The following is a 23,991-nucleotide window of genomic DNA, read 5'->3' as shown; positions in this document are numbered from 1 at the left end:
GGGTGTGCGGAAGCCGTCGAAGTCCTGGGTGCTCCCCGCACCCCAGGCCCCTTCGGGCTCCGAGAATTGATCACCCCCACAGCTGGGGGAAAGCGACTGCTGGCTGTTCGTAAAGCTGCTCGTACGGCTGTTCGTGGCGCCGGATCTACAGATCATTACTGTTCGCTTTGTGCCCGAACAGCTGAAGCACGGTCAATCTAGACCATCGGGGCCAGCGTGAGGAGGGGATGTGTGCAATTTGTGCTCAAGCTTTGGGGCCGGTTCGGCCGATCAATGATCATTCAGGGTTTCCCGATCAAGAAGGTGTGCCTTGTGACCTGTGACGATGGGAGATCTCCGAGTCGCCTTCCCCGGCCAACACGCCTTGTGCAAAGGCTTGTTGATGTTTCTATGGTCGGCCGAAAAGAGTACGGACCACGCTCTTGGAACCGCCCCTCCTTCCTGTCTCCGAGGGCTCGGTCGCCGGCTTCGATGGGGTACGGGAGCGGACCGGTCCGACAGCTGTCCGCCGGGCGGATCGCGGCCCGCTTCCTGCCGCGCGGCGAGACCATCCGTCCGCAGTTCGGACAGCCGAGCGGATGACGCGCCGCTTGGAAGAGGATTTCGGGGTTGCCCTCATGCTCGGCGAGAAGGACTGACCATGACCTCTGTCTCCGCTGCCCCTCCCTCCCGCGCGGGGGAGCTTCCCGGATCCCTCGACGGGCCGAGGCTCGCCGAAGCAGCCGCGGAGCACGGCACTCCGCTGTGGGTCTACGACGCCGGCACGATCCGGGCGCAGATCGCCCGGCTGCGGCAGTTCGATGTGATCCGCTTCGCCCAGAAGGCCTGCTCCAACGTCCACATCCTGCGTCTGATGCGCGAGGAGGGCGTGCTCGTCGACGCCGTGTCGGAGGGTGAGCTGGAGCGGGCCCTCGCGGCCGGCTACCAGGTCGGCGGGGCGGACGAGCCCATCGTCCTCACCGCCGATCTGCTCAACCGGTCGACGCTGCGCCGCGTCGTGGAGCTGCGCGTCCCGGTCAACGCGGGCTCGCCGCAGATGCTCGACCAGATCGGCGAGGCGTCACCCGGCCACCCGGTCTGGATCCGCGTCAACCCGGGCTTCGGCCACGGGCACAGCCGCAAGACCAACACCGGCGGCGAGCACAGCAAGCACGGCATCTGGCACGAGCACCTGGAGGAGAGCCTCCGGCTGGTCGACAAGCACGGGCTGGACCTGGTGGGCCTGCACATGCACATCGGCTCCGGGGTGGACTACAGCCATCTGGAGTCGGTCTGCGAGACCATGGTCAAGCAGGTCCGGCTCGCCGGACGGGACATCCGGGCCATCTCGGCGGGCGGCGGTCTCTCCGTGCCGTACGCGCCGGGCGACCCGGAGATCGACACCGACCGCTACTTCGCGCTCTGGGACGCCGCCCGCCGCGAACTCGTCTCCGAGCTGGGCCACCCCGTCCGGCTGGAGATCGAGCCCGGCCGCTTCCTGGTCGCGCAGTCCGGTGTCCTGGCCGCCGAGGTGCGCGCCCAGAAGCCCATGGGCAGCAACTACTTCGTGCTGGTCGACGCGGGCTTCAACGACCTGATGCGGCCCGCGATGTACGGCAGCAGCCACCGTGTCTCGGTCCTGGGCGCGGACGGCCGGCTCCGCGCCGAGGAGTCCCGGGACACGGTCCTGGCGGGCCCGCTCTGCGAGTCGGGGGATGTGTTCACCCAGATCGAGGGCGGCGATGTGGAGTCCGTGCCGCTGCCCCGCACCGAGATCGGCGATCTGGTGGTGTTCCACAACACCGGCGCGTACGGCGCGAGCATGTCCTCGAACTACAACTCCCGGACCCACATCCCCGAACTCCTCGTCGACGGGGACGAGACCACGGTGATCCGCCGCCGGCAGACGATCGCCGAGATGCTCGCGACGGAGCTCGACCCGCAGGCCTGACCCGCGGCCCGCGCTTCCCGCGGGCGGACGGCGGCCAACCCCGGCGGCGTACCCGGCGGCGTGCGCCGCCGCTCCGGGCTCCGGGCCCGGGGCACGGGGGCGGTGGGGGGCCGGATGGCTGGTCACCGCCCGCTCCGCCGGGACCGGCGCGGCTGATTCCGGCGGAGCGGGCCGTACGGTGCCCGCATGGCCGCACCTCACCCCGTACGCCGCCCCGGGTATCTCGCCGCGGCGGCGGTGTTCGCCGTGGGCATGGCGGGCACCACCCTGCCGACACCGCTGTACGGGATCTACCGCGCCCAGATCGGGTTCTCCGAGCTGATGGTGACGGTGATCTTCGCCGTGTACGCGGTCGGCGTCATCGCCTCCCTCCTGCTGGCGGGCGACTACTCCGACCGGATGGGCCGCCGCCCTGTCATTCTGTGCGCCCTCGGGCTCGCCGCCGCCGCCGATCTGTGTTTTCTCTTCGAGGCCGGTCTCCCGCCGCTCTTCGCGGGCCGGCTGCTGTCGGGGTTCTCGGCCGGACTGCTCACCGGCGCGGCGACCGCCGCCGTCCTGGAACTCGCCCCGCCGGACCGCTCGGCACGGGCGGGCTTCGCCGCCACGGCCGCGAACATGGGAGGCCTGGGCTGTGGCGCGCTGCTGGCCGGAGTGCTCGCACAGTACGCCCCGGCACCGTCGCGACTGGTCTTCGCGGTGCATCCGGCGCTGCTGGCCGCGGTCTGCGCGCTCGCCCGGCTGCTGCCGGAGACCGTCGCCCGTCCCCGGCGGCCGGCTTGGGGGCGGCCCCGGGGAATGGCCGTGGCGCCGGAGGCGCGAGGGGTGTTCCCCTCGGCGGCGGTCGCCGCCTTCGCGGGCTTCGCACTGCTCGGGCTCTTCACCGCCGTCGCCCCGAGCTTTGTGGCCGAGACGCTGGGGATCGACGATCTGGCGATCTCCGGCGCGGTGGCCTTCTCCGCCTTTCTCGCCTCCACCCTGGGGCAGCTGCTGACCGGGCGGCTGGGCGCGCGCCGGTCGCTGCCCGCCGGGTGTCTGATCCTGGTGGCCGGGCTCCTCCTGGTCGGCGCGTCCCTCCTGGCGGAGCGGCTGCCGCTGCTGCTGGCCGGCGCGCTCGTCGGCGGCTTCGGCCAGGGGCTTGCCTTCCGGGCCGGACTGACGGCGGTCGGCGAGGCCGCGCCGCCCGAACACCGGGGCGGGACCATCTCGGCGTTCTTCGTCGTCGCGTACGCCGGAATCGCCGTGCCCGTGGTGGGGGTGGGCGCGCTGACGCTCGTGCTGGGACTGCGGAACGCGGGTCTGGTCTTCACGGCGGTGGTGACGGTCCTCGCCCTGAGCGTCGGCCTGTATCTGCTCCGCCGGCCCCCGACGGGCGAAGCATCACCAGTGCGGTGATATATGCGTACATTCGGGTGGTCTACGGGAGGCCGGGCCCGCTGAGAGATGACGGCACGGCGGGCGCGTCGTTACGTTGACCGCCGTATACCACATCTACCCGAATGGTGATAAGTGCGAAGAATCTGGACGGGGGTAGGGGCGGCGCTCACACTCGCCGCCGGCGCGGGCCTCTGGGCCGTCACGACCGATCCGGACCCGGCGTCGCAGGACGCCGCGTTCGACCATCTGAACGGCAGCAGGCTCAAGACCGAAGCCTTGTTGGAGTCCGGTCTGCTACAGGTCCGCTACCAGGACATCCCCCATGCGAAGGCCACCTTCGAACGCGTTCTGGAGCTGGATCCGAAGAACAAACTGGCCTGGTACAACCTCGGCGTCCTCGCCCAGAACGAGGGCCGCCGGGCGGACGCCCACAAGGCCTACGACGCGGCCCTGAAGACCGACCCGTCGTACACCTCGGCGCTCTTCAACAAGGCGCTGCTGCTGAAGACGGACGACCCCGACAAGGCGCTCGCGCTCCTGCGGCGGGCCGTCGCCGCCGACCCGAAGGCGTCCACCGCCCATTTCCACATCGGCGAGACGCTGGCCCACAAGGGCCGGGACGAACAGGCGCGGGACGCCTACCGCCGGGCCGTCGAACTCGACACCTCCCTGCGCTCCCAGGTGCCGGAGTCCTATCGGGAGCCGGCCGCCGCCGGCCCCCCGTCCGCCGAGAACGCCGAGAGCGCCGAGAACGCTGAGAACCCTGAGACCCCAGAGAGGTAGCCGCAGATGACGTCGACCGAGACACCCGCGTTCTCCGTCTTCACCCCCAGCCACCGGCCCCGATTCCTGGACGAGTGCCTGGCGACGCTTCAGGCGCAGTCCCGCCAGGACTGGGAGTGGATCGTCCTCCTCAACAACGGCGCCCGGTGGCGGCCCGAGCGGCCCGACGAACGGGTCCGCGTGGAGATCGCCGACGAGATCCGGGGCGTCGGCGCGACCAAGCGCAGGGCCTGCGAACTCGCCCGGGGCGAGATCCTGGTGGAACTCGACCACGACGACCTGCTGGCCCGCGACTGTCTGGCCGAGCTGGGCAGGGCGTTCGACGAGAACCCGGACGCCGTCTTCGTCTACAGCAACACCGCCCAGATCACCGAGGACGGCGGGCGGGACGACTCCCGGTTCAACGAGACGCACGGCTGGCAGTACGAGGAGGTCCTCGTCGACGGCCGGCAGCTGCTGGCCGCCAAGACCATGGCCCCGACGCCGCACAACGTCTCGTACATCTGGTACGCGCCCAACCACGTCCGGGCGTTCCGCGCGGAGGCCTACCGGAAGGTCGGCGGCTACGACGCCACCCGCTCGGTCCTGGACGACCAGGACCTGATGTGCCGGCTGTTCCAGGTGGGCGACTTCCACCACATCGAACGCTGCCTCTACCTCCAGCGCATGCACGCGGAGAACACCCAGCGCGACGCGGAGGTCAACGCGCACATCCAGCGCGAGACCGTCGCCCTCTACGACAAGTACGTCGAGGCCAACGCCCTGGCCTGGAGCCGTCGCCACGGGCTGCTCGCGCTGGACCTCGGCGCGGCCCACCGGAAACCGCCCGGCTATCTGGGTGTGGACCAGTACCCGGGGGAGGGCGTGGACATCGTGGCGAAGCTGCCCGACCGGCTGGACCTGCCGGACAACTCGGTCGGCCTGATCCGCGCGGTGGACTTCCTGGAGCACGTGCCCGCGAAGGTGCCGCTGATCAACGAGTTGTACCGGCTGCTCGCGCCCGGCGGAATGCTGCTGACCACGACGCCCAGCTCGGACGGTCGCGGGGCCTACCAGGACCCCACGCACGTCGCGTTCTACAACGAGAACTCCTTCTGGTACTACACGGACGACCAGTACCGGGCGTTCGTCCCCGAGATCGAGGCGCGCTTCCAGAGCTCCCGTCTGGTGACGTACTTCCCCACCGAGTGGCACTCCTCGAAGAACATCTCCTACGTGGTGGCGAACCTCATCGCCATGAAGGAGGGCACGACCCGCTGCGGCGGACCGCTGCTGGTCTGAGACGGCGCCCTGCCGCGGCCCTCACCCCCGTGACAGGGTGAGGGCCGCGGCACGGGCGGCGGCGGCCGGCTCCGCGAACCGGGGCAACTCCAGGGCCGCCGCCAGCTGGTCCCGCCAGTCTGGCTGGCAGGACACCCCGGCGCGCGCCCACCCGCCGTGCCCCAGCACCCCGTACGCGGGCCGCGCCGCAGGCCTCGGGAACGCCGCCGAACCGACGGGACGCAGCCGCTCCGGATCGAGCCCGCTCAGCCGGTACACCTCCCGGGCCAGCCCGTACCAGCTCGTGCGCCCCGCCGCCGTGCCGTGGTAGACGCCCGCAGGGGCCCGCCCGGCCAGCGCGGCCCGGCCGAGCCCGGCCAGCTGCCGGGCGAGCGCCGCCGACCAGGTGGGCTGACCGTACTGATCGGCGACCACGTCCACGGTCGCCCTTCCACGGGCGAGTTCGAGCATCGTGGCCACGAAGCTGCGCCCGTGGACGCCGTAGAGCCAGGCGGTACGCACGGTGTAGCCGGTGCGCGGGAGCAGTTCGGCCACCATCCGCTCGCCCAGCAGTTTGCCCCGGCCGTACGCGTTGAGCGGCCCGGTCGGCGCGTCCTCGGCGTACGGGCGGCCGGCGTCGCCCGGAAGGACGTAGTCGGTGGAGACATGCAGCAGGACCGCCCCCGACTCGGCGCAGGCCCGCGCGAGATGCCCCGTACCCGTGCCGTTGACAGCGGTCGCGGACGCCTCGTCCGCCTCCGCGCCGTCCACATCCGTCCAGGCGGCGCAGTTGACGACCACACGGTGCGCGGCGACGGCGGCGCGCACGGCCGCCGGGTCGGTGATGTCGAGTTCGCCGCGCGTCCGCCCGGTCGCCACGGCGCGCGGATCGGCGGCGAGTTCCGCCAGCACGTCCCGGCCGAGCATTCCGCCCGCGCCGGTCACCAGCCACGCCGTCCTCACGGGCGTTTGCGTCATCCGCGCTCCGCCCCGGCCCTGAGCGGCTCCCACCAGCGGCGGTTCTCCCGGTACCAGCGGACCGTGGCCGCGAGGCCCTCCGCGAACGGGATCCGCGGCGCGTAGCCGAGCTGTTCCCGGATCTTGCCGTCGTCCAGCGAGTAACGCAGATCGTGGCCCTTGCGGTCGGCCACCCGGGTGACCCGGTCCCAGTCCGCGCCGACGGCGTCGAGGAGCAGCCCGGTGAGCTGCCGGTTGCTGACCTCGGTCCCGCCGCCGATGTGGTAGACCTCCCCGGGTTTGCCCCGGCGCAGGGCGAGTTCGATGCCCCGGCAGTGGTCGGAGACATGCAGCCAGTCGCGGACGTGGCGGCCGTCGCCGTACAGGGGGACGGTCCGTCCGTCGATCAGCCGGGTGATGAACAGCGGGATGACCTTCTCGGGGAACTGGCGGGGCCCGTAGTTGTTGGTGCACCGGGTGATCACGACGTCCAGACCGTGAGTGCGGTGGTAGGCGAGGGCGAGGAGATCGGCCGCGCTCTTGGTGGCGGAGTACGGGGAGCTGGGCGCGAGCGGCCACCCCTCGCTCCACGAGCCCTCGCTGATCGAGCCGTACACCTCGTCCGTCGACACCTGGAGGAACCGGCCCACCCGGTGGCGCAGCGCCGCGTCCAGCAGGACCTGGGAACCGACCACATTGGTGCGGACGAAGGGCCCGGCGCCCTCGATCGACCGGTCCACATGGGACTCGGCCGCGAAGTGCGCGACGGCGTCCTGACCCGCCATCACCTGGTCGACCACCTCGGGATCGCAGATGTCGCCGCGCACGAACCGGTATCCGGGGCAGTGGGCGACGGACGCGAGATTCTCCTCGACCCCGGAGTAGGTGAGCGCGTCGAGGACCGTGACCCGCGCCGTCGGATCCGCCCGCAGCCAGCCGCGGACGAATTCCGAACCGATGAAACCGGCCCCGCCGGTCACGAGGAGACGCATGCTTCTCCCCGGGTCGCGGACCGCAGCCGCCGCCGATGGGCGAGGCACTCCTCATGGGTGGGCAACAGCCCCCGCGCCCCGGCTTCCGCGAGTGTGGGGGCCGAGGCGTCCTTCTCGGACAGCTCCGGGAGGAGACCGTCGGGCCATGCGATCCCCAATTCCGGATCGAGCGGATGAATCCCGAACTCCCGCTGCGGCGCATATCCTTCGGAGCAGAGATAGACGACGAGGGAATCCTCCTCCAGCGCCATGAAAGCGTGGCCGAGGCCCTCCGAGAGATACACGGCCCGGTGCTCCCGGTCGTCCAGGAGCACCGCCTCCCAGGTGCCGAAAGTCGGGGAGCCGACGCGGATGTCCACCACCACGTCGAGCACCGCCCCGCTGACGCACGTCACATATTTGCCCTGCCCCGGCGGGACCGCCGCGTAGTGGATTCCCCTCAGCACGCCGCGCCCGGACCTGGAGCAGTTCGCCTGCTCCAGACGGAGCGGGTGACCGGCCGGCCCACGGAACCGGTCGGCCTTGAACCACTCGTGAAAGCGTCCTCTCCCGTCCGTGAACACCTGTGGCCTGTCCACCCAGGCGCCTTCGATACCCAGCGGTCTCACCTGTCGCGTTCCTTTCTTCTCCGCGGGCCCCCTCTTTCAGACGGCCGCCACGGGCCGGCCCTGTGATCCGCCGCCCCGAGGCGGTACGACGGCGCACTCGGCGTCCTGCTCCAAGAGGTCCAGCAGGTACTGTCCGTATCCACTCGCGAGGAGCGGACGGGCAAGGGCACGGAGCCGGTCGTCGTCGATCAGACCGACCCGCCAGGCCGCTTCCTCCACACAGCCGATCTTGAGGCCCTGGCGCTCCTCGACGACCCGGACGAACTCCGAGGCCTGGACCATGGAGGCGAAGGTGCCCGTGTCCAGCCAGGCGGTGCCCCGGTCGAGCCGGGTGACACGGAGTTCGCCGGCCTCCAGATAGGCGCGGTTGAGATCGGTGATCTCCAGCTCGCCGCGTGCGCTCGGCCGCAGCCCGCGGGCGAGCTCCACGACGCGGTGGTCGTAGAAGTACAGCCCGGGCACGGCGTACCGGGACCTCGGGCGGGCGGGCTTCTCCTCGATGGAGAGCGCCCTGCCGGCGTCGTCGAACTCGACGACGCCGTAGGCCGAGGGGTTCGCGACCTGATAGGCGAAGACATGGCCGCCGCGCGTCCGGCCCTCCCGCGCGAGCCGGGCGCTCAGCCCCGAGCCATGGAAGATGTTGTCACCGAGGATCAGTGCGACGGATTCTTCCCCGATGAAATCGGAACCCAGCAGAAATGCCTGGGCGATTCCTTCCGGACGCTCCTGTGTCGCGTATTCGATGCGCAGACCGAGCTGACCGCCGTCGCCGAGCAGGGAGCGGAACTGTTCCTGGTGCTCGGGGGTCGTGATGACGAGTACTTCGCTCACCCCCGCCAGTACCAGAGTGGAGAGCGGGTAATAGACCATCGGCTTGTCGAACACCGGCAGAAGCTGTTTGGAAACGGAACGGGTCAGCGGCCAGAGCCGCGATCCGGTGCCGCCGGCCAGCAGAATTCCACGCATGGGCGGTCAGGGGCGCGGTGCCCGCACAGGCCCGCTCCCGTCCCCCTTTCGATCTGTATATGTGCTTCCCGCAAGGGTCACCGTAGAGGAAGCGTTACGGCCTCCGTATTCCGACACGCGAATACCGTCGCTTCACCGCTTCGCGTCTCCAATCGGGTGATGTTTTCCGTCCGTCGCGAGCCGTGTACGCGCCCGGCCGCTGCGCCTGCCGAAAATGACCCGGTTCATACGAACGTCGCACAAATACTCCGTCAGGGTGAAAGCTTTCCCCCGGGCGGTGGCTGTGCGGGGTCCTCCTGCTGCCCTTCACCAGGCGGTCGGAGGGCCCGTCTCCGCCATTTCTTCGCGAAAGGAATTCTGGTGAACCGTAAAACCATCGGCCGTAACCGGGTGAGAGTCATCACCGCGGTCTCGGCAGGTACCTTGGCCGCCGTGCTCAACGTCGCGCCGAGCGCGGTGGCCGTCGCCGATGCCGTCGAGCGCTCGGGCGATCGGCACAGCCTCGGCCTGCCCGGCCCGAACGGGGCCATGACGGCGAGTGGGCAGGGCTACGAGCTCGACCGGCAGGGAGGCGGCGACGGGGGCAAGGGCCCACGGGGTCCGCAGGGCCCGCAAGGTGCCACCGGCCCTCAGGGAGCCACCGGGGCACAGGGCTCCACCGGAGCCACCGGATCCCAGGGCCCGCAGGGCGCCAACGGTACGAACGGGACCAACGGCGCGCAGGGGGCCCAGGGTGCCAATGGCGCACAGGGACCCCAGGGCACGCAGGGCGCCAACGGCACCAACGGAACTAATGGCACCAATGGCACCAACGGCGCGCAGGGAGCACAGGGTGCGAACGGCGCGCAGGGGCCTCAGGGCACCCAGGGCGTCAACGGTACGAATGGAACGAACGGCACCCAGGGTGCTCAGGGCGCCGATGGCGCGGACGGCGCGCAGGGTGCCAACGGTGCCCAGGGCCCTCAGGGCAGTCAGGGCGCGGACGGCGCGGACGGCGCGGACGGCGCGGACGGGACGCAGGGCCCGCAGGGCGCACAGGGTGCCAATGGAACCAACGGGACCAACGGCGCTCAGGGAGCCCAGGGCTCGCAGGGTACGCAGGGCAGCCAAGGTGCGAACGGTACGAACGGGGCACAAGGCGCTCAAGGCGCCCAGGGCACCCAAGGTGCTCAGGGGACGAATGGCGTACAGGGGCCCCAGGGTACGCAGGGTGCCAATGGAACCAACGGAACGGACGGTGCTCAGGGGGCCCAGGGCGCTCAGGGTGCTACCGGGCCTCAGGGTACCCAGGGCGCGAACGGCACTCAGGGAACCCAGGGAACCCAGGGCGCTCAGGGTGCCACCGGGCCTCAGGGTACCCAGGGCGCGAACGGCACCCAGGGAACCCAGGGAACCCAGGGAACCCAGGGCACACAAGGCACGCAGGGTGCCACCGGCGCGCAGGGTCCGCAGGGCCCGGCGACGCTGAGCACGTATGTCATCAGGGGACCCCAGGCCATCCCGGTGCTCATCGGCGTGGGTGTGACGTCAACGGCCAACTGCCTGGCCGGTGACGTGGCCACGGGCGGCGGCTATGACACCTTCGGGCTTCTCAGCGCGATCAACGTCATCGAGAACGCGCCGATTCCCAAGGCCGCCGGCACCCAGGCCGGGCCGGCCACCGGATGGCAGACCCAGGCCTCCGTCACACTGCTCGGCGGCGGGTTCCAGTCGTATGTGGTCTGTGTGGACCAGTAGTCCCGGCTAGTCCCGGCCGGAATTGCCACCGGTGTGGTGGAACCGTCTCCGGCGGTTCCACCACCCGCGAAGGCGGTCAGCCCCGGGGAACGAGTTCCAGCTCCGCCAGCTCCGCCAGCGCCTCCGCAGCACCGGCGGCGGGGCCCGACGAGCGGCTCTTGGCCAGTGCGCGGTTGAGATGGCGCTTGGCGGCTTCCCGGTCGCCGTCGAGACGCGCGGCGAGCCCCAGACCGATTTCGGCCCGGATCTCGCCCCGGTGATAAGCCCGTTCGGCCGAGACGGACAGCGCGCGCTCGTACAGCTCCGCCGCCCGCCGGGCGTGGCCCCCGGCCAGGGCGGTCTGGCCGAGCCAGGTCAGGGCCTCGACGACCTCGGTCCACAGCCCGAGTTCCTCGGCCACCAGAAGGCCTTCGCGGTGGAGCCGTTCCGTCCGCGCGTGGTCGCCGTTGCGTTCGGCCGCGAGCGCCAGTGAGCGGGTGGCCCGGAGCTGCCCCCAGCGGTCTCCGACCTCGTGGAACAGCGCCGCCCCCAGCTCGGCGTGGGATTCGCCCCGGGCCGGGGAGTGGCCGGCGAGTTCGACCAGGGCGGCGGCCTCGCCCCAGTGGTCCCGGGCGGTGCGCGCGCCGGCGAGGCTCGCCTCCACCAGCCGCAGCCCCTCGTGGTTGCGGCCGTGGCCGGTCAGGCCGGTTCCGACGAACCATTGCAGCCGGGCCCGCAGTACCGGGTCGTCGAGCCCGGCCGTCGGGTCCTCACCGGCCGGGAGCGGTGTGGCGTCGACCGGTGAGGTGCGCAGTTCCATTCCGGTCAGCCAGGCCCGCGCCGCCCGGCGCGCGGCCGGGGCGCTCTCGCCCTCGGTGGTCAGCGCCGCCTGGAGCGATCTGCGGGCCTCGGTGAGCCGCCCGCGCAGGAACCAGTACCACGTCATCGCGTTCACCAGACGCAGCGCGTGCCCGGTGTCGTTCCCGGTGACCGCGAGGTCGAGGGCCCGGCGCAGATTGATCGTCTCCGCGTTCAGCCGCTCCAGACAGCGCCGCTGGTCCGGGCCGCGCAGCCGCTCGTTCTGCCGTTCGGCCAGTTCGGCGTAGCACCGTACGAACCGTGCGCGGACGGCGGCCGTCTCACCTGCCTCCGCGAGCCGTTCGGCGCAGTAGGCGGCCACCGATTCCAGCAGCCGGAACCGGCCCGCCTCACGGACCACCAGCGAGCGGTCCACCAGCCGGGACAGCAGGTCGGGCACCCGCTCGGCGCGCAGCTCCCGGTCGGCGCACACGGCCTCGGCGGAGGACAGGGTGCAGCCGTCGGCGTGCACGGCCAGCCGCCGCAGCACGATCCGCTCGTCCTCGGTCAGCAGCTGCCAGCTCCAGTCGAGCATGCCCCGCAGCGTCTGCTGCCGGGCGGGCAGCCCGCGCGCCCGCACCTCGGGCGGGGTGAACCGGCCGTCCAGAGAGGTGGCGAGTTCTTCCGGGCTCAGCGTCCGCAGCCGGGAGGCCACGAGTTCCAGCGCGAGCGGAATGCCGTCCAGCCGACGGCAGATGGCGGAAACGGCCGGCGCGTTCTCCGCGTCGAGAGTGAAGCCGGGCACCGCGGCCGCCGCCCGCTCCACGAACAGTTCGACGGCGCCGGACCGGGCCACCGCTCCCGGACCGGTGTGCTCCGGCAAGGCCAGCGGAGGCACCGGGTGCACCACCTCGCCGGGCATGCCGAGGGCTTCCTGGCTGGTGACCAGCAGCTGCCCACCGGGCACCGTCGACAGTACGGCTCCGGCGAACGCGGCGACCGGCTCGACCAGATGCTCGCAGTTGTCCAGCAGGATCAGCAGGCGTTTCTCGGCCACCGCCCGGCAGAGCCAGCCCACCAGATCGTCGAGACTGGGCTCCGACGCCGCGGTGTCGCACAGCCCCAGCGTCGTGATGACCCGTTCGGCGATGTCGTCGGGGGCCGACGCTCCGCCCAGACCGGCCAGCTCGACCAGCCACACGCCGTCGGGGAACTGTTCGGCCATGTCGCGCGCCGCGGCGATCGCCAGACGCGTCTTCCCGACTCCGCCGAGGCCCGTGAGCGTGACCAGCCGGGTGTTGGAGTCCGAGTTCAGCCGCGCCCGTACCTGGCCGACCGCCTGCTGCCGGCCGATCAGCGAGGTCAGCGGTGTGGGCAGATTGGTGCGGCAGGACAGCGACTCGACGGTGGGCGGCGCCAGATGAGGCTCCTGACGCAGGATCGCCTCGTGCAGCGCGGAGGCGGCCGGACCGGGCGAGACCCCCAGCTCCTCCTCCAGATGAAACCGCAGCTCCTGGAAGCTCCGTAACGCCTCGCCCTGACGCCCGGACCGGTAGAGCGCGCGCATGTGGGCCATGCGCAGCCGCTCGCGGAGCGGATGCCGCGCCACCAGTTCGCCCAGCTCGGCCGCGAGGGCCGTGTGTTCGCCCAGGGTCAGCCGTACTTCGGCCTGGTCCTCCAGGACGGCCAGCCGCAGCGCCTCCAGCCGGGCGATCTCGCCGTGGGCGAAGAGGAATTCGGCGACGTCGGTGTAGGCCGGGCCCCGCCACAGCGCGAGCGCGTCGGCGAACAGGTCTCCCTTGACCGCCGGATCCTCGTGGGCGCGGGCGCGTTCGGCCAGCTCCTGGAAGCGTGCCGCGTCGACCGTGTCGTCCGCCAGGAGCAGCCGGTACCCCGCGGGCTCGCGGATCACCCGCTCCCGGCCCAGCACACGGCGGAGTTGGGAGACCTTGGTCTGCAGTGTGTTGACCGACCCGTCCGGCGGATTGCCCGCCCACAGGTCCTCGATGAGACGGTCCGCCGGCACCGGTCCGCCTCCGTGGATCAGTAGATTCGCCAGCAGGGCGCGCACTTTCGCTTCGGGAACTTTGACCGGCAGCCCCGCGGCGTCCCAGACGGCCAGCGGGCCGAGCACCTCGTAGCGCATGGTCGCAGTGTATCGCCGCAGGACCGTCAGGAAATCGTGCGCGACGGTCGGCACAGTGAACGCGCATGTTCTCGAACCCGAAAAGCATGGGAGTGCAATGAGCGCGACGACCGTACGCAGAGCCGGCCCCCGGGAGTGGGGAGGGCTGGCCGTGCTCTCCTTGCCCACCGTGCTGCTCGGCCTCGATGTCACCGTGCTGTACCTCGCGCTTCCCTCGCTGGCGGAGGATCTGCGCCCGAGCAGCACGGAAGCGTTGTGGATCATGGATGCCTACGGCTTCCTGATCGCCGGCTTCCTGATCACGATGGGCACGCTGGGCGACCGGATCGGACGCCGGAAGCTGCTGATGATCGGGGTCGCGGCCTTCGGGGCCGTCTCGGTGGTGGCCGCCTACTCCAACAGCACCGAACTGCTCATCGCCTCACGCGCGGCGCTGGGGATCGCCGGTGCCACGCTGATGCCGTCCACCCTCTCCCTGATCAGCAACATGTTCGCCGACGCGCGTCAGCGCTCACTGGCGATCGGCGTCTGGGCCACGTGTTTCGCGCTCGGCATGGCTCTGGGGCCGGTGGTCGGCGGCGCGATGCTGGACCACTTCTGGTGGGGTTCGGCGTTCCTGCTCGCGGTCCCGGTCGCGGTCGTCCTGCTGGTGGCCGCACCGCTGCTGGTCCCCGAGTACCGCGCGCCGCAGAGCGGCCGGTTCGACCTGCTCAGCGTTGTGCTGTCGCTGGTCGCGATCCTGCCGGTGATCTACGCGGTGAAGCGGTTCGCCAAGGACGGCCTCGACCTCTCCACGGTCGTCGCCGTGATCGTCGGTGTGGTGTTCGGGGCGCTGTTCGTCCGGCGTCAGGGCAGCCTGGAGAGCCCGCTGCTGGACATGCGGCTGTTCGCCAACCGCACGTTCAGCGCCGCGCTCAGTGTGCTGCTCGTCGGACTGATCGGCGTCGGCGGCTCGATGCTGCTGATCACGCAGCAGCTCCAGCTGGTCGAGGATCTGCCTCCCGTCGAAGCGGGCCTGTGGTTCGGGCCGCCCGCGCTGATGATGTTCGTGGCGGCGATCGGCGCACCGCTGGTCGCGCGCCGGGTGCCGCCGGGAATCGTGGTGGCCGCGACCCTGACGCTGTCGACGGTCGGGTACGTGCTGCTCACCCAGGTGGACGCCACGGGCGGCATCGCCCTGATCGTGATCGGCTTCGGGCTGGTCTACCTGGGACTCGGGGCGATCGCCGCCCTGGGCACGGATCTGGTGGTCGGAGCCGCGCCGCCGGAGAAGGCCGGTTCGGCCTCGGCGATGTCGGAGACCGTGCAGGAACTGGGCCTCGCCCTGGGCGTCGCCATCCTCGGCAGTCTGGCCACCGCTGTCTACCGCGGCGGCATCGACGACAAGATCCCCGCCGGCACGCCGAGCGAGGTGGCCGAAGCGACGGGCGACAGCCTCGCCGGCGCGTCCTCGTTGGGGAATCAGATGCCCGTCGGCCTGCTGGAGCAGGCCAAGGAGGCGGCGACCTCCGGGTTGAACATCGCGATGCTGGTCGCCGCTGTCGGCTGTCTGGTGCTCGCGTTCCTGTCCGGCGTGGTGCTGCGGCACATCGGCGTCATCGGCGGCGACGAGCCGGAGGCCGACCGGGCCGTCCCGGAGGAACCCGCCAGGTCGGAAGTCTGAGAGTGGGGAATCTGCCCCTCGGCTACTCGGCGACCTCGGCCACCACGTTCAGCGCCAATTGGATGAAGGAGCGCAGGGCCGGATGCCGGTTGTTGGAGGCCCAGACGAGATAGACCGGGACCGGCGGCGCGTCCTGGATCGGTAGATAGCTGATTTCCGAGTGCGGATGCATCCAGGCGGTGGAGGCCGGCGTCACCCCGATGCCGACGCCTGCGGCGATGTAGGTCTGCCAGTCGTCGATGGTGTCCACCTCCACCCCCACCACCGGCTTCTTTCCGTCCCGCCACAGTTCGAGATTGGTGGTGCCGGAGAACGAGTTGATGACCAGCGGGTATTCGGCGAGATCCGGCAGCCGGATCTCGCCCTTCCCGGCGAGCGGACTGCCCGCCGGGATCGCGGCGACCCGGGGCTCCATGAAGAGCAGTTCCTCGTGGAGGCCCCGGCCCTGGGTGTGGATCCGCATGATGGCCACGTCGCACAGACCGCTCGTGAGCCCGCCCGTGGGATCGTCGACCCGTTTCAGACGCACCATCACCTTCGGGTTGAGATCCTGCCATCGGCGCAGTATCTCGCTGGTGTACGCGCCGGCGGCCGACCAGGCGTAACCGATGCGCAGGGCACGCACATGGTGCGCGTCCGAGCGCATGGCGTCGTCGAACGCGGTGACGGCGGCATCGGCCTTGGCGCAGAACATCTTGCCGGCCACCGTGGGCCGCACCCCTTCCGCGGAGCGCTCCAGCAGCAGCTGTTTCACATGCCGCTCCAGCTCCGCGAGCCTGCGGGAGACCGCGGACTGGGCCATGTGCGACCGGGCGGCCGCTTTCGAGATACTGCCTTCGTCGACCGCCATGAGAAAAGTTCTCAGATGGTGAATTCCAACGGTCATAATGCTGTTCTCCGTTCACGGAGGAAATCAGAGGTGGCGTGCGGAATCCTTTCTGATGTGGATTCGGCGGCGGTGGGGAGAGGTGTCGGGGCAGGGAGCGGTCGCGCAGAACGGAAAAGTCTGTTTCGCTCACATATTTACCATGGACCCGTAACACGATGAACGATGGTCACGATAGATCGACCGGCATCGTACAGGGCAAGGAAAAATGTAAACCCGGCGGTCTGTTTGGCTTGAATGCGACAGTGCCCGCAATCGGTATTTCCTGGGCCTACCTGCTGGTTTCATTTTCGAACAAATGACTTCGCATTCGGCCCGGATGGCTCGTTTTCCCATTCCGTGGCGGGGCGGCGCCAGGGTGTCCGGCGCGTCGGCGCGGCCGGTCGTTCGCCCGTGGTGTGCCACGTCCTGAGGGATGCGCGAGGGCGGCTCGGGCGGAGCGTCCGCGCCCTGTGCGACCGTCGGGCCGATTCTACAGGGCGGGCCGCCGGGGGCGGGTGCCCGCCCGGTGGAGCGGCCGGTGGCTACGTATTCGTTTAAAAACCCTACTCGATCACGTAGTGGCCGCAAAAGATATTTCTGACCTAGCCTGACCTCAGGAGTTGCCTATTTCTTGTACGAATGCCAGGCGAAGGAGCGGCGTTCCATGGGGATCACGGCTGAACCCAAAATTATCGAATTGACCGGCCAGCAGCTCGACATCTGGACGGCCGAGACGCGGTCGCCGGGGAGCTGTCAATTCAATGTGCTCGTTCACGAGCGGCTCGACGGCGAGGTGGACAGGGGACTGCTCGGCGAATGTCTCGTCCGCGCGCTGAGCGCACATGACGCCTTCCGATTACGGTTCGGCGAGGACGGCGAAGGAGTTCCCCGGGTCTGGCGGACCTCCGAATACCCGGACGGCCGGACGCCGTCGTTCGAGACCGTCGACCTCTCCGGCGAGTCCGAGCCGCGCCGCGCCGCGCGGGCGTGGTGCGAGGACGAACTGGGCCGGCCGCTGGACGTCCGGGGCGGGCCGCTGTTCCGGGCCGCTCTGCTCATCGAGGGGCCGACCGCCGTTCATCTCGTCCTCACGGCCCACCACATCGTGACCGATGCCTGGGCGCTGAACTCGATGACCTCGCGGATACTCTCCGACTACCGTGCCCGCACGGCGCCCCAGGACGGCCCCCCGGACCGGCGGCCGGACGACGCGCCTTCGTACTGGGAGTCCATTCAGGAACTCAACTCGCCGTTCCACGACACGGAGCGCGAGAACGACCGCGCTTTCTACCGGAACTATCTGGCGGGGGTCTCGCCCGCGCTGTTCCCGCGCGCCGGCGCGGCCCGGCCAGGCCGGGGCCGTCACTCCTTCACCGTCGGCGAGGAACTCGTCGGGCGCATCCTGGCGGCGGGGGCGTCCCCCTTCCCCTATCTGCTCTCGGCGCTCGCGGTGTGCCTCGGGCGCGTCCACCAGGAGGACGAGGTCGTCCTCGGCGTGCCCTTCTCCAACCGCCGGACCGACGAGGAGCGCGCGACGGTCGGCCAGTTCGCCAATAACCTGCCGCTCCGGATCCCGGTGGAGGGCGACCGGTCCCTGGTCGGTCTCGCCGCACACGTCCGCGACCTGGTCGGCGAACTCAAGGAGCACGAGCGGCTCCCGTTCGGCGAGATCCTCCGGGAAGCCCCCACCCAGGGGGCCGACGGACGCCGGCTCTTCGACGTGACCGTGTCCTATCTGCGGTTCCCCCGGCCGCCCGAGATCCCCGGCACGGCCCGGACGACCACCGTCATGGCCCCCGTCCACGCCGCCAACGCCCTGTCGATCATGGTGCAGGCATTCGAGGACGAGCCCGGCCTCCGCGTCGACCTGGACTACGCCGACGATGTGTTCGACGGACACCTCACCGCGCGGGCTCTGGCCGGACACGTCCAGGAACTGCTGCGCCACGGACTGGAACTGCGGGAACTGCCGCTGCGGGCGCTCCCCATGCTGACCGGCGAGGAGCACGAGGACATCGTGCGCCGCCGACAGGGCGACCTGGTGCCCTACCCGGGGGAGAAGACGCTGCACCAGCTCTTCACCGAACAGGCGGCGCGCACCCCGGAGCTGACGGCCGTGGTCGACGACGCCTCCGGCACCGCACTGACCTTCGCCGAGCTGGACCGGCTGTCCAACCAGGTGGCGCGGGCGCTGCGCGAGCACGGCGCGGGCCCCGGCGACAGGGTCGCCATCCTCGCGGAACGCGGGCCCGAGCTGCTCCCCGGCCTGCTCGGCATCCTGAAGGCGGGCGCCGCCTATGTGCCCGTCGACCCCGGCTACCCGCCCGCGCGGATCCGGCTGCTCCTGGAGGACTGCGGGGCGAAGCTGGTCCTGCGCGGCGGAAACGGGATCGGCGAACCGCCGACCGATGCCCCGGTGCACCGGATATCCGAGCTGTACCGGGGCTCCGCCGAGCCGCTCGGCCCCACCTCGGACTCCGACGACCTCGCCTATGTCATCTACACCTCCGGTTCCACCGGCCGCCCCAAGGGCGTCATGGTCGAACACCACTCGGTGGGCAACCGGCTGATGTGGATGCAGCGCCGCTATCCGATCGGTCCGGGCGACACGCTGGTGCAGAAGACGCCCATCTCCTTCGACGTATCGGTGTGGGAACTGCTGTGGTGGAGCGTCCGGGGAGCCCGGGTGGTGCTGCTGCCGCCGGGAGGGGAGAAGGACCCGAGGGAGATCGCGCGCGTCGTGCGCGAACACGGGGTGAGCGTCGTCCACTTCGTCCCGTCGATGCTCGGCCCGTTCCTCGATCTGCTGGAGGACGGCCCGGACCGCCCCGGCGACGTCGCATCGCTGCGGTATGTGTTCTGCAGCGGCGAAGCCCTTCCACCGGAACGGGTCGCCCGGTTCAACCGGATCCTCGGCGACCGCGACGCGCCCCGTCTGGTCAATCTCTACGGCCCCACCGAGGCGGCGGTCGACGTGACCGCCTTCGACTGCCCGCCGGCGTCCCACGGGCCGCTCGCCCGGGTGCCCATCGGCCGGCCCGTGGAGAACACCACGCTCTATGTGCTCGGCCGGCACGGCGGGCCCCAGCCCGTCGGCGTCCCGGGGGAGCTGTGCATCGGCGGGGTCCAGGTCGCCCGGGGATATCTCAACCGCCCCGAACTGACCGCCGAGCGTTTCGTCAAGGATCCCTTCAGCCCCGGCGGACGCCTCTACCGCACCGGGGACCTGGCCCGGCTGCTCGCCGACGGCACCGTCGAGTTCCTCGGCCGCGCCGACGGCCAGGTGAAGATCCGCGGCAACCGGGTCGAACTGGGCGAGGTGCAGAACGCGCTGGTCGCACTGGACCCGATCCGCGACGCCGTGGTCGTCGACCACCGGCCCGGCGGCGGCCGGGGCCCGGTCCTCGTCGCCTACTGCACGGCCGACGAGGACCTCGACCCCGGCCGTCTGCGGTCGGCCCTGGCCGAGGTGCTCCCCGGCTACATGATCCCGGCGCACTTCGAACGGCTCGCCGCGCTGCCCCTCACACCCAACGGCAAGATCGACCGCAAGGCGCTCCCCGCCCCGGCCGTCGACGCGCCCGGCGGCGCGGACGGCGCGGACGGCGCGCCGCGCAACACCCGCGAGGCCGTGCTCGCCGACATCTGGGCACAGGTGCTCGGGACCGGCCGGGTCGGCGTCCACGCGGACTACTTCGTGGTCGGCGGGGACTCGATCAGCATGCTCCGGGTACGGGCGCTGGCGGAGAAGGCGGGCATCCGGTTCACGATGGACGACTTCGTCCGCAACCCGACCGTGGCGGCCCTGGCGGAGCGCGCCGAGATCTCGACGGCTCCGGCGGCCGGGCCCGAGGGCGGGGGAGATTTCGCCGCGCTCCGTCCGTTCGGACTGGTCTCCCATGTCGACCGCGCCCGCCTGGAGGCGTACGAGGACGCCTACCCGCTCACCCGGCTCCAGCTCGGGCTGCTGTTCCACAGCCGTGAGAAGAAGAATTCCACGACGTACAAGGACGTCTTTCAGTACAGCCTCGCCGTGCGATGGGAGGAATCGGCCTTCCGGACGGCCTTCGACCGCCTTGTCCGCCGCCATCCGGTCCTGCGGCTGTCCTTCGCCCTCGCCGGGCACTCCGAGCCGCTCCAGATCGTCCACCCCACGGCCGAGGGCGGGCTGTCCGTCGCCGATCTGCGCGGTTCCACCGCCGACGAGGCCGGGGCCGCCATCCGCGGGCATGTCGGGAAGCGGCTCCGACACGACTACCGGTTCGACCGCGCACCGCTCTACCACTTCCGGGCCTTCGTCCTGCCCGACACGGTCGAACTGGTCTTCAGCTTCCACCACGCCATCCTCGACGGCGGCAGTGTCGCCAACCTCGTGTCCGAACTCCTCAGGGACTACGGCCATCTGCTGGGACTGGACCTCGAACCGGTGCCGGACACCGTGCCGCCCTCGGCCGCGCAGCACGTCGCCGAGGAGCGCGCGGCCGTCGAATCGGCGGAGAGCCGGGCCTACTGGCGGCGCGAACTGGCCGGTTCGACCCAGCCCCAGCTGGAGAGCTTCCGCCCCCACGAGGCACCGGGGCCGGACGACCGCATCGAGCGCGACCTGCGGCTGCCCGCCGATCTCGCCGAAACCGTCCGCGACACGGCGCGCGACCGACAGGTCCCGGTGAAGTCGATCCTGTTCGCCGCGCACATCCTGCTCCTGCGCGTCTTCTCCGGCCAGAGCGACATCACCACCGGACTGGTGACCCACGGCAGGCCGGAGGCCGACGGCGCCGAGCGCACCTGCGGGCTGTTCCTCAACACCCTGCCCCTGCGCGTCGACGCGGCGGCGGCCACCTGGTTCGACGTCGTGGGGCGCGTGGTGGACCGGGAACGGGAGAGCTACCCGCACCGGCGGGTGCCGCTGTCGGTCGTCCAGGAGGATCTCGGCCGTCCGGCGCTCGCCGACACCCTGTTCAACTTCGTCCACTTCCGCCAGCTCGGCGAGGTCTTCCGGACACCGGGGCTCGCCAGCCGGGGTTTCACGGTCTGGGAGGAGACCAACTTCTCCCTGGTCGTCAACGCCATGGTCGACCCGGTCGACGAAGGGATCCGGCTGCGCCTCCAGTTCTCCGGCCGGTCGTTCACCGCCGCGCAGGGGGAGCTGTACACCGAGACGTATGTGCGCATCCTGCGCCGGCTCGTCGAACAGCCCGACGGCCCGGTCGAGTTCGGCTTCCTCGCGCCCGCCCCGGTCGAGCGGGCCGAGCCGGCCAGAACGAATGTGGTGCGCGCCTTCGAGGACCGGGCGCGCCGCTCCCCGCACACGGAGGCGGTGGTCTCCGACGGCCTCGTATGGACCTACGCGGAGCTGGACCGGATCGCCACCCGGATCGCCGTGAACCTGCTGGCTTCACAGGTGCGCCCCGGCGAGCGCGTCGGCGTCGCCATGGGCCGCACCCCGCAGACCGTCGCCACGATGCTGGGCATCGCGAAGGCCGGCTGCTCGGTGATGCCCCTGGACACCGCCTACCCGGTGGCCCGGCTGCGGACCATGATCGAACAGGGCCGGCCGGCCCGTGTCGTCGTCGACGAGGCGCACCGGGACCTCCTCGGGCCCGCGGTTCCGCTGGTCGCCTACGCGTCCCTGTCCGGCGGCGACCGGACGGCGGAGCTGCCGGAGATCGCCGAGGACGACGAGGTGTATCTGCTGTTCACCTCGGGCTCCACGGGACGGCCCAAGGGGGTGTCGGCACCGCACAGCTCGCTCGCCAACCTCGTGGCCTGGCAGAACGGGATCCCGAGCAGCGCCGTGGGCAGCCGGACCCTTCAATACGCCCCGCTCAGCTTCGACGTCTCGTTCCAGGAGTTGTACGCCACGCTGTGCGGCGGGGGCACGCTGGTCCTCGTCGGCGAGGAGCTGCGGCGGGACATGCCCGGGCTGCTGCGGCTGATCGACCGGGAGCGCGTGGACCGTGTCCATCTGCCCTATGTGGCCCTTCAGCAGATGGCGGAGGCGTCCGACACCCTCGGCCTGGTCCCCCGGAACCTGCGCGTTCTGTGCTCCGCGGGCGAGCAGCTCCGGGTGACGGACGAGATCCGCCGCTTCTGCGCCTCCCTGGACGGGGTGCTGCTGGACAACCACTACGGCCCCACCGAGACCCACGCCGGGGCCTTCTACGAGATGAGCGGCGATCCCCGGGCCTTCCCCGCGCTCCCTCCGGTGGGCCGGCCCGTCCACGGGGCCCGGCTGCTGGTCCTGGATGACCGGAGGCGCCCGGTCCCGGTCGGGTGCCGGGGCGAGATCTACATCGGCGGAGCCGGTCTGGCCAGCGGTTACGCCGGACGGCCCGATCTGACGGAGGAGCGCTTCGTCACCGACCCGGCCGGGGGCGGACGCCTCTACCGGACCGGTGACGTCGGCATGGTGCTGCCCGACGGGAATGTGGTCTGCCTCGGCCGCGCCGACCGGCAGGTCAAGATCCGCGGCTATCGGGTCGAGCCGGCGGAGATCGAACTGGCCGTCACCGGAGCCTCGTCGGACGGCCTCGACGGCCTCGACGAACTCGACGACCTCGGAGGGATCACCGACATCGCCGTCGTCGCCCGGCGGAACGCGGCGGGCGACGCCTTCCTGGCGGCCTTCCTGGTCGGCGACGCCGAGCGCGTGGACCTGGACGGGGTACGACGGCACCTCCGCGCCCGGCTGCCCGAGTACATGGTGCCCGCGCACTTCGCCTGGCTGCCCGCCATCCCGCTCACCCCCAACGGCAAGCGCGACGAGACCGCGCTGCGCGAGACACCGCTGGTCCGCGAGGAGCGCACCGGCCGGGTCGCCCCCCGGGACGCCCACGAACGGGCCCTGGCGGAGATGCTGGCCGAGCTGCTCCAGGTGCCCGAAGTCGGTGTGCACGACAACCTGTTCGACCTCGGGGCCTCCTCGATCACCGCGATGCGGCTGGTGGTGCTGGCGGAGGAACGGTTCGGCACCGCGATCCCGCTGTCGGACTTCATCGTCGCCCCCACCGTGGCCGAACTGGCCGGCCGGCTCCGCTCGGCGGGCACCGCGCCGTCCGGATTCGACCCGCTGGTGGCGATCCGGCCCGAGGGCACCCGGCCGCCGCTCTTCTTCGTCCACCCCATGGGCGGCAATGTGCTCTGCTACGTCCCGTTCGCCAAGCACCTGCCGCCGGACCAGCCCTTCTACGCCTTCCAGGCGGCCGGGACGGACGCCGGCACCGAGCCGGTACGCGGCATCGAGCGGCTGGCCGCCGACTACATCGAGGCGATGCGCCGGGTCCGGCCGACCGGGCCGTACCACCTCGGCGGCTGGTCCTTCGGCGGATTCGTCGCCTTCGAGATGGCCCGCCAGCTCCACGCCGCCGGAGAGGACGTCGGTTCGCTGACCCTGCTCGACACCACCGCGCTCAACCCGGGGCGGCGGCCGTGGACCGATGACGAGGCCCTGCTCGGCTGGTTCTTCTGGGAGCTGCTCTGGCTCCAGCACGGCAGCGCCACCGCCGGGGACCTCCTGCCGCCCGGCCTGACCACCCTGGACGAGAAGTTCGAGTTCATGACCGCACTCGCCATCGACGAGGGCGTGCTGCCCGCGGGCAGCGGCGACGCCGTCGTACGCCGGCTGTTCCGGCTGTACGAGGTGAACTGGCGCGCGGCCTTCGCGTACCGCCCCGAGGTGGTCGACCACGACGTGGTGCTCGTCCGGGCCCGGGACGCGCTCCCCGGCGTACTGCTGGACATGCACACCGCCATCGACAGCATGCACGCCGACCCGGCCAACGGATGGCGGGAGCGCACCACCGGCCGGCTGTCCGTGCTCGAGGTCGAGGGCGACCATCTCACGATCATGGAAGAGCCGAGGGTGTCCGACATCGTCGGCACGGTCCTCGGCTCCATCGAACTCCGGGCGAGCGAAAGCGGGAAGCGCTGA

The 23,991-nt window shown here is 71.1% G+C and carries 14 protein-coding genes; 8 read left to right on the top strand and 6 right to left on the bottom strand.

Annotated features, from left to right (window positions below; translation table 11 throughout):
- The first annotated feature begins 640 nt into the window (after positions 1–640).
- The 4 genes from lysA to ABD371_RS16200 all read left to right on the top strand — a co-directional run bounded on the left by lysA (position 641) and on the right by ABD371_RS16200 (position 5,368).
- Positions 641–1,930: a diaminopimelate decarboxylase gene (lysA, locus tag ABD371_RS16215; protein ID WP_344477393.1), complete on the top strand. Its 1,290-nt coding sequence runs from the start codon at positions 641–643 to the stop codon at positions 1,928–1,930.
- Between the two features lie 186 nt (positions 1,931–2,116).
- Complete coding sequence (locus ABD371_RS16210; RefSeq protein WP_344477391.1) at positions 2,117–3,322, top strand: MFS transporter; 1,206 nt, start codon at positions 2,117–2,119, stop codon at positions 3,320–3,322.
- Between the two features lie 114 nt (positions 3,323–3,436).
- Positions 3,437–4,087, top strand: a complete 651-nt coding sequence (locus tag ABD371_RS16205; RefSeq protein ID WP_344477388.1) for a tetratricopeptide repeat protein — start codon at positions 3,437–3,439, stop codon at positions 4,085–4,087.
- A gap of 6 nt (positions 4,088–4,093) precedes the next feature.
- Positions 4,094–5,368, top strand: coding sequence for a glycosyltransferase (locus ABD371_RS16200; protein WP_344477386.1), 1,275 nt, complete (start codon positions 4,094–4,096; stop codon positions 5,366–5,368).
- 21 nt (positions 5,369–5,389) lie between these two features.
- Here ABD371_RS16200 and rfbD read toward each other — a convergent pair whose 3' ends face one another.
- From rfbD to rfbA, 4 genes are read right to left on the bottom strand one after another with little or no spacing between them, the layout of a single operon-like run.
- Positions 5,390–6,325: a dTDP-4-dehydrorhamnose reductase gene (rfbD, locus tag ABD371_RS16195; RefSeq protein WP_344477384.1), complete on the bottom strand. Its 936-nt coding sequence runs from the start codon at positions 6,323–6,325 to the stop codon at positions 5,390–5,392.
- The gene (rfbB, locus tag ABD371_RS16190) at positions 6,322–7,296 is read right to left on the bottom strand and encodes a dTDP-glucose 4,6-dehydratase (RefSeq protein WP_344477382.1); all 975 of its coding nucleotides are present in this window, start codon (positions 7,294–7,296) and stop codon (positions 6,322–6,324) included. Before rfbB ends, rfbD begins: the two co-directional genes overlap by 4 nt.
- The gene (locus ABD371_RS16185; RefSeq protein WP_344477381.1) at positions 7,281–7,904 is read right to left on the bottom strand and encodes a dTDP-4-dehydrorhamnose 3,5-epimerase family protein; all 624 of its coding nucleotides are present in this window, start codon (positions 7,902–7,904) and stop codon (positions 7,281–7,283) included. The genes rfbB and ABD371_RS16185 overlap by 16 nt, the downstream gene beginning before the upstream one ends.
- A gap of 36 nt (positions 7,905–7,940) precedes the next feature.
- Positions 7,941–8,870 (bottom strand): glucose-1-phosphate thymidylyltransferase RfbA, encoded by a 930-nt coding sequence (gene rfbA / locus ABD371_RS16180; protein WP_344477379.1) that lies wholly within the window; start codon positions 8,868–8,870, stop codon positions 7,941–7,943.
- A gap of 360 nt (positions 8,871–9,230) precedes the next feature.
- On the opposite strand from rfbA, the gene ABD371_RS16175 reads away from it, so the two are divergent.
- Positions 9,231–10,607, top strand: a complete 1,377-nt coding sequence (locus tag ABD371_RS16175) for a collagen-like domain-containing protein (protein ID WP_344477376.1) — start codon at positions 9,231–9,233, stop codon at positions 10,605–10,607.
- A 76-nt stretch (positions 10,608–10,683) separates the two neighbouring features.
- Here the strand turns inward: ABD371_RS16175 and ABD371_RS16170 are convergent, their stop codons facing one another.
- The gene (locus ABD371_RS16170) at positions 10,684–13,530 is read right to left on the bottom strand and encodes an AfsR/SARP family transcriptional regulator (protein ID WP_344477375.1); all 2,847 of its coding nucleotides are present in this window, start codon (positions 13,528–13,530) and stop codon (positions 10,684–10,686) included.
- A 97-nt stretch (positions 13,531–13,627) separates the two neighbouring features.
- Here ABD371_RS16170 and ABD371_RS16165 point away from each other — a divergent pair, with 97 nt between their 5' ends.
- Positions 13,628–15,193, top strand: coding sequence for an MFS transporter (locus ABD371_RS16165; RefSeq protein WP_344477373.1), 1,566 nt, complete (start codon positions 13,628–13,630; stop codon positions 15,191–15,193).
- A 22-nt stretch (positions 15,194–15,215) separates the two neighbouring features.
- Here ABD371_RS16165 and ABD371_RS16160 read toward each other — a convergent pair whose 3' ends face one another.
- Complete coding sequence (locus ABD371_RS16160) at positions 15,216–16,079, bottom strand: LysR family transcriptional regulator (RefSeq protein WP_344477371.1); 864 nt, start codon at positions 16,077–16,079, stop codon at positions 15,216–15,218.
- A gap of 158 nt (positions 16,080–16,237) precedes the next feature.
- Between ABD371_RS16160 and ABD371_RS16155 the strand changes: the two genes are divergently transcribed.
- Positions 16,238–16,381 carry a hypothetical protein gene (locus ABD371_RS16155; RefSeq protein ID WP_344477369.1) on the top strand — a complete coding sequence of 48 codons (144 nt, stop codon included), beginning with the start codon at positions 16,238–16,240 and terminating at the stop codon, positions 16,379–16,381.
- Between the two features lie 344 nt (positions 16,382–16,725).
- Entirely contained in the window at positions 16,726–23,991 is a 7,266-nt protein-coding gene (locus ABD371_RS16150; RefSeq protein ID WP_344477367.1) for an amino acid adenylation domain-containing protein, read from the top strand.

This window comes from Streptomyces amakusaensis (assembly GCF_039532665.1).
Lineage (GTDB): Bacteria > Actinomycetota > Actinomycetes > Streptomycetales > Streptomycetaceae > Streptomyces > Streptomyces amakusaensis.
This window is presented reverse-complemented; position numbering and strand designations above follow the sequence as displayed.

What these genes read in the sequence shown, in the direction of transcription:
- lysA (WP_344477393.1), top strand. Translation starts at nt 641, where the DNA reads ATGACCTCTGTCTCCGCTGCCCCTCCCTCCCGCGCGGGGGAGCTTCCC.
- ABD371_RS16210 (WP_344477391.1), top strand. Translation starts at nt 2,117, where the DNA reads ATGGCCGCACCTCACCCCGTACGCCGCCCCGGGTATCTCGCCGCGGCG.
- ABD371_RS16200 (WP_344477386.1), top strand. Translation starts at nt 4,094, where the DNA reads ATGACGTCGACCGAGACACCCGCGTTCTCCGTCTTCACCCCCAGCCAC.
- rfbD (WP_344477384.1), bottom strand. Translation starts at nt 6,325, where the DNA reads ATGACGCAAACGCCCGTGAGGACGGCGTGGCTGGTGACCGGCGCGGGC.
- rfbB (WP_344477382.1), bottom strand. Translation starts at nt 7,296, where the DNA reads ATGCGTCTCCTCGTGACCGGCGGGGCCGGTTTCATCGGTTCGGAATTC.
- rfbA (WP_344477379.1), bottom strand. Translation starts at nt 8,870, where the DNA reads ATGCGTGGAATTCTGCTGGCCGGCGGCACCGGATCGCGGCTCTGGCCG.
- ABD371_RS16170 (WP_344477375.1), bottom strand. Translation starts at nt 13,530, where the DNA reads ATGCGCTACGAGGTGCTCGGCCCGCTGGCCGTCTGGGACGCCGCGGGG.
- ABD371_RS16165 (WP_344477373.1), top strand. Translation starts at nt 13,628, where the DNA reads ATGAGCGCGACGACCGTACGCAGAGCCGGCCCCCGGGAGTGGGGAGGG.
- ABD371_RS16160 (WP_344477371.1), bottom strand. Translation starts at nt 16,079, where the DNA reads ATGACCGTTGGAATTCACCATCTGAGAACTTTTCTCATGGCGGTCGAC.
- ABD371_RS16155 (WP_344477369.1), top strand. Translation starts at nt 16,238, where the DNA reads ATGAACGATGGTCACGATAGATCGACCGGCATCGTACAGGGCAAGGAA.
- ABD371_RS16150 (WP_344477367.1), top strand. Translation starts at nt 16,726, where the DNA reads ATGGGGATCACGGCTGAACCCAAAATTATCGAATTGACCGGCCAGCAG.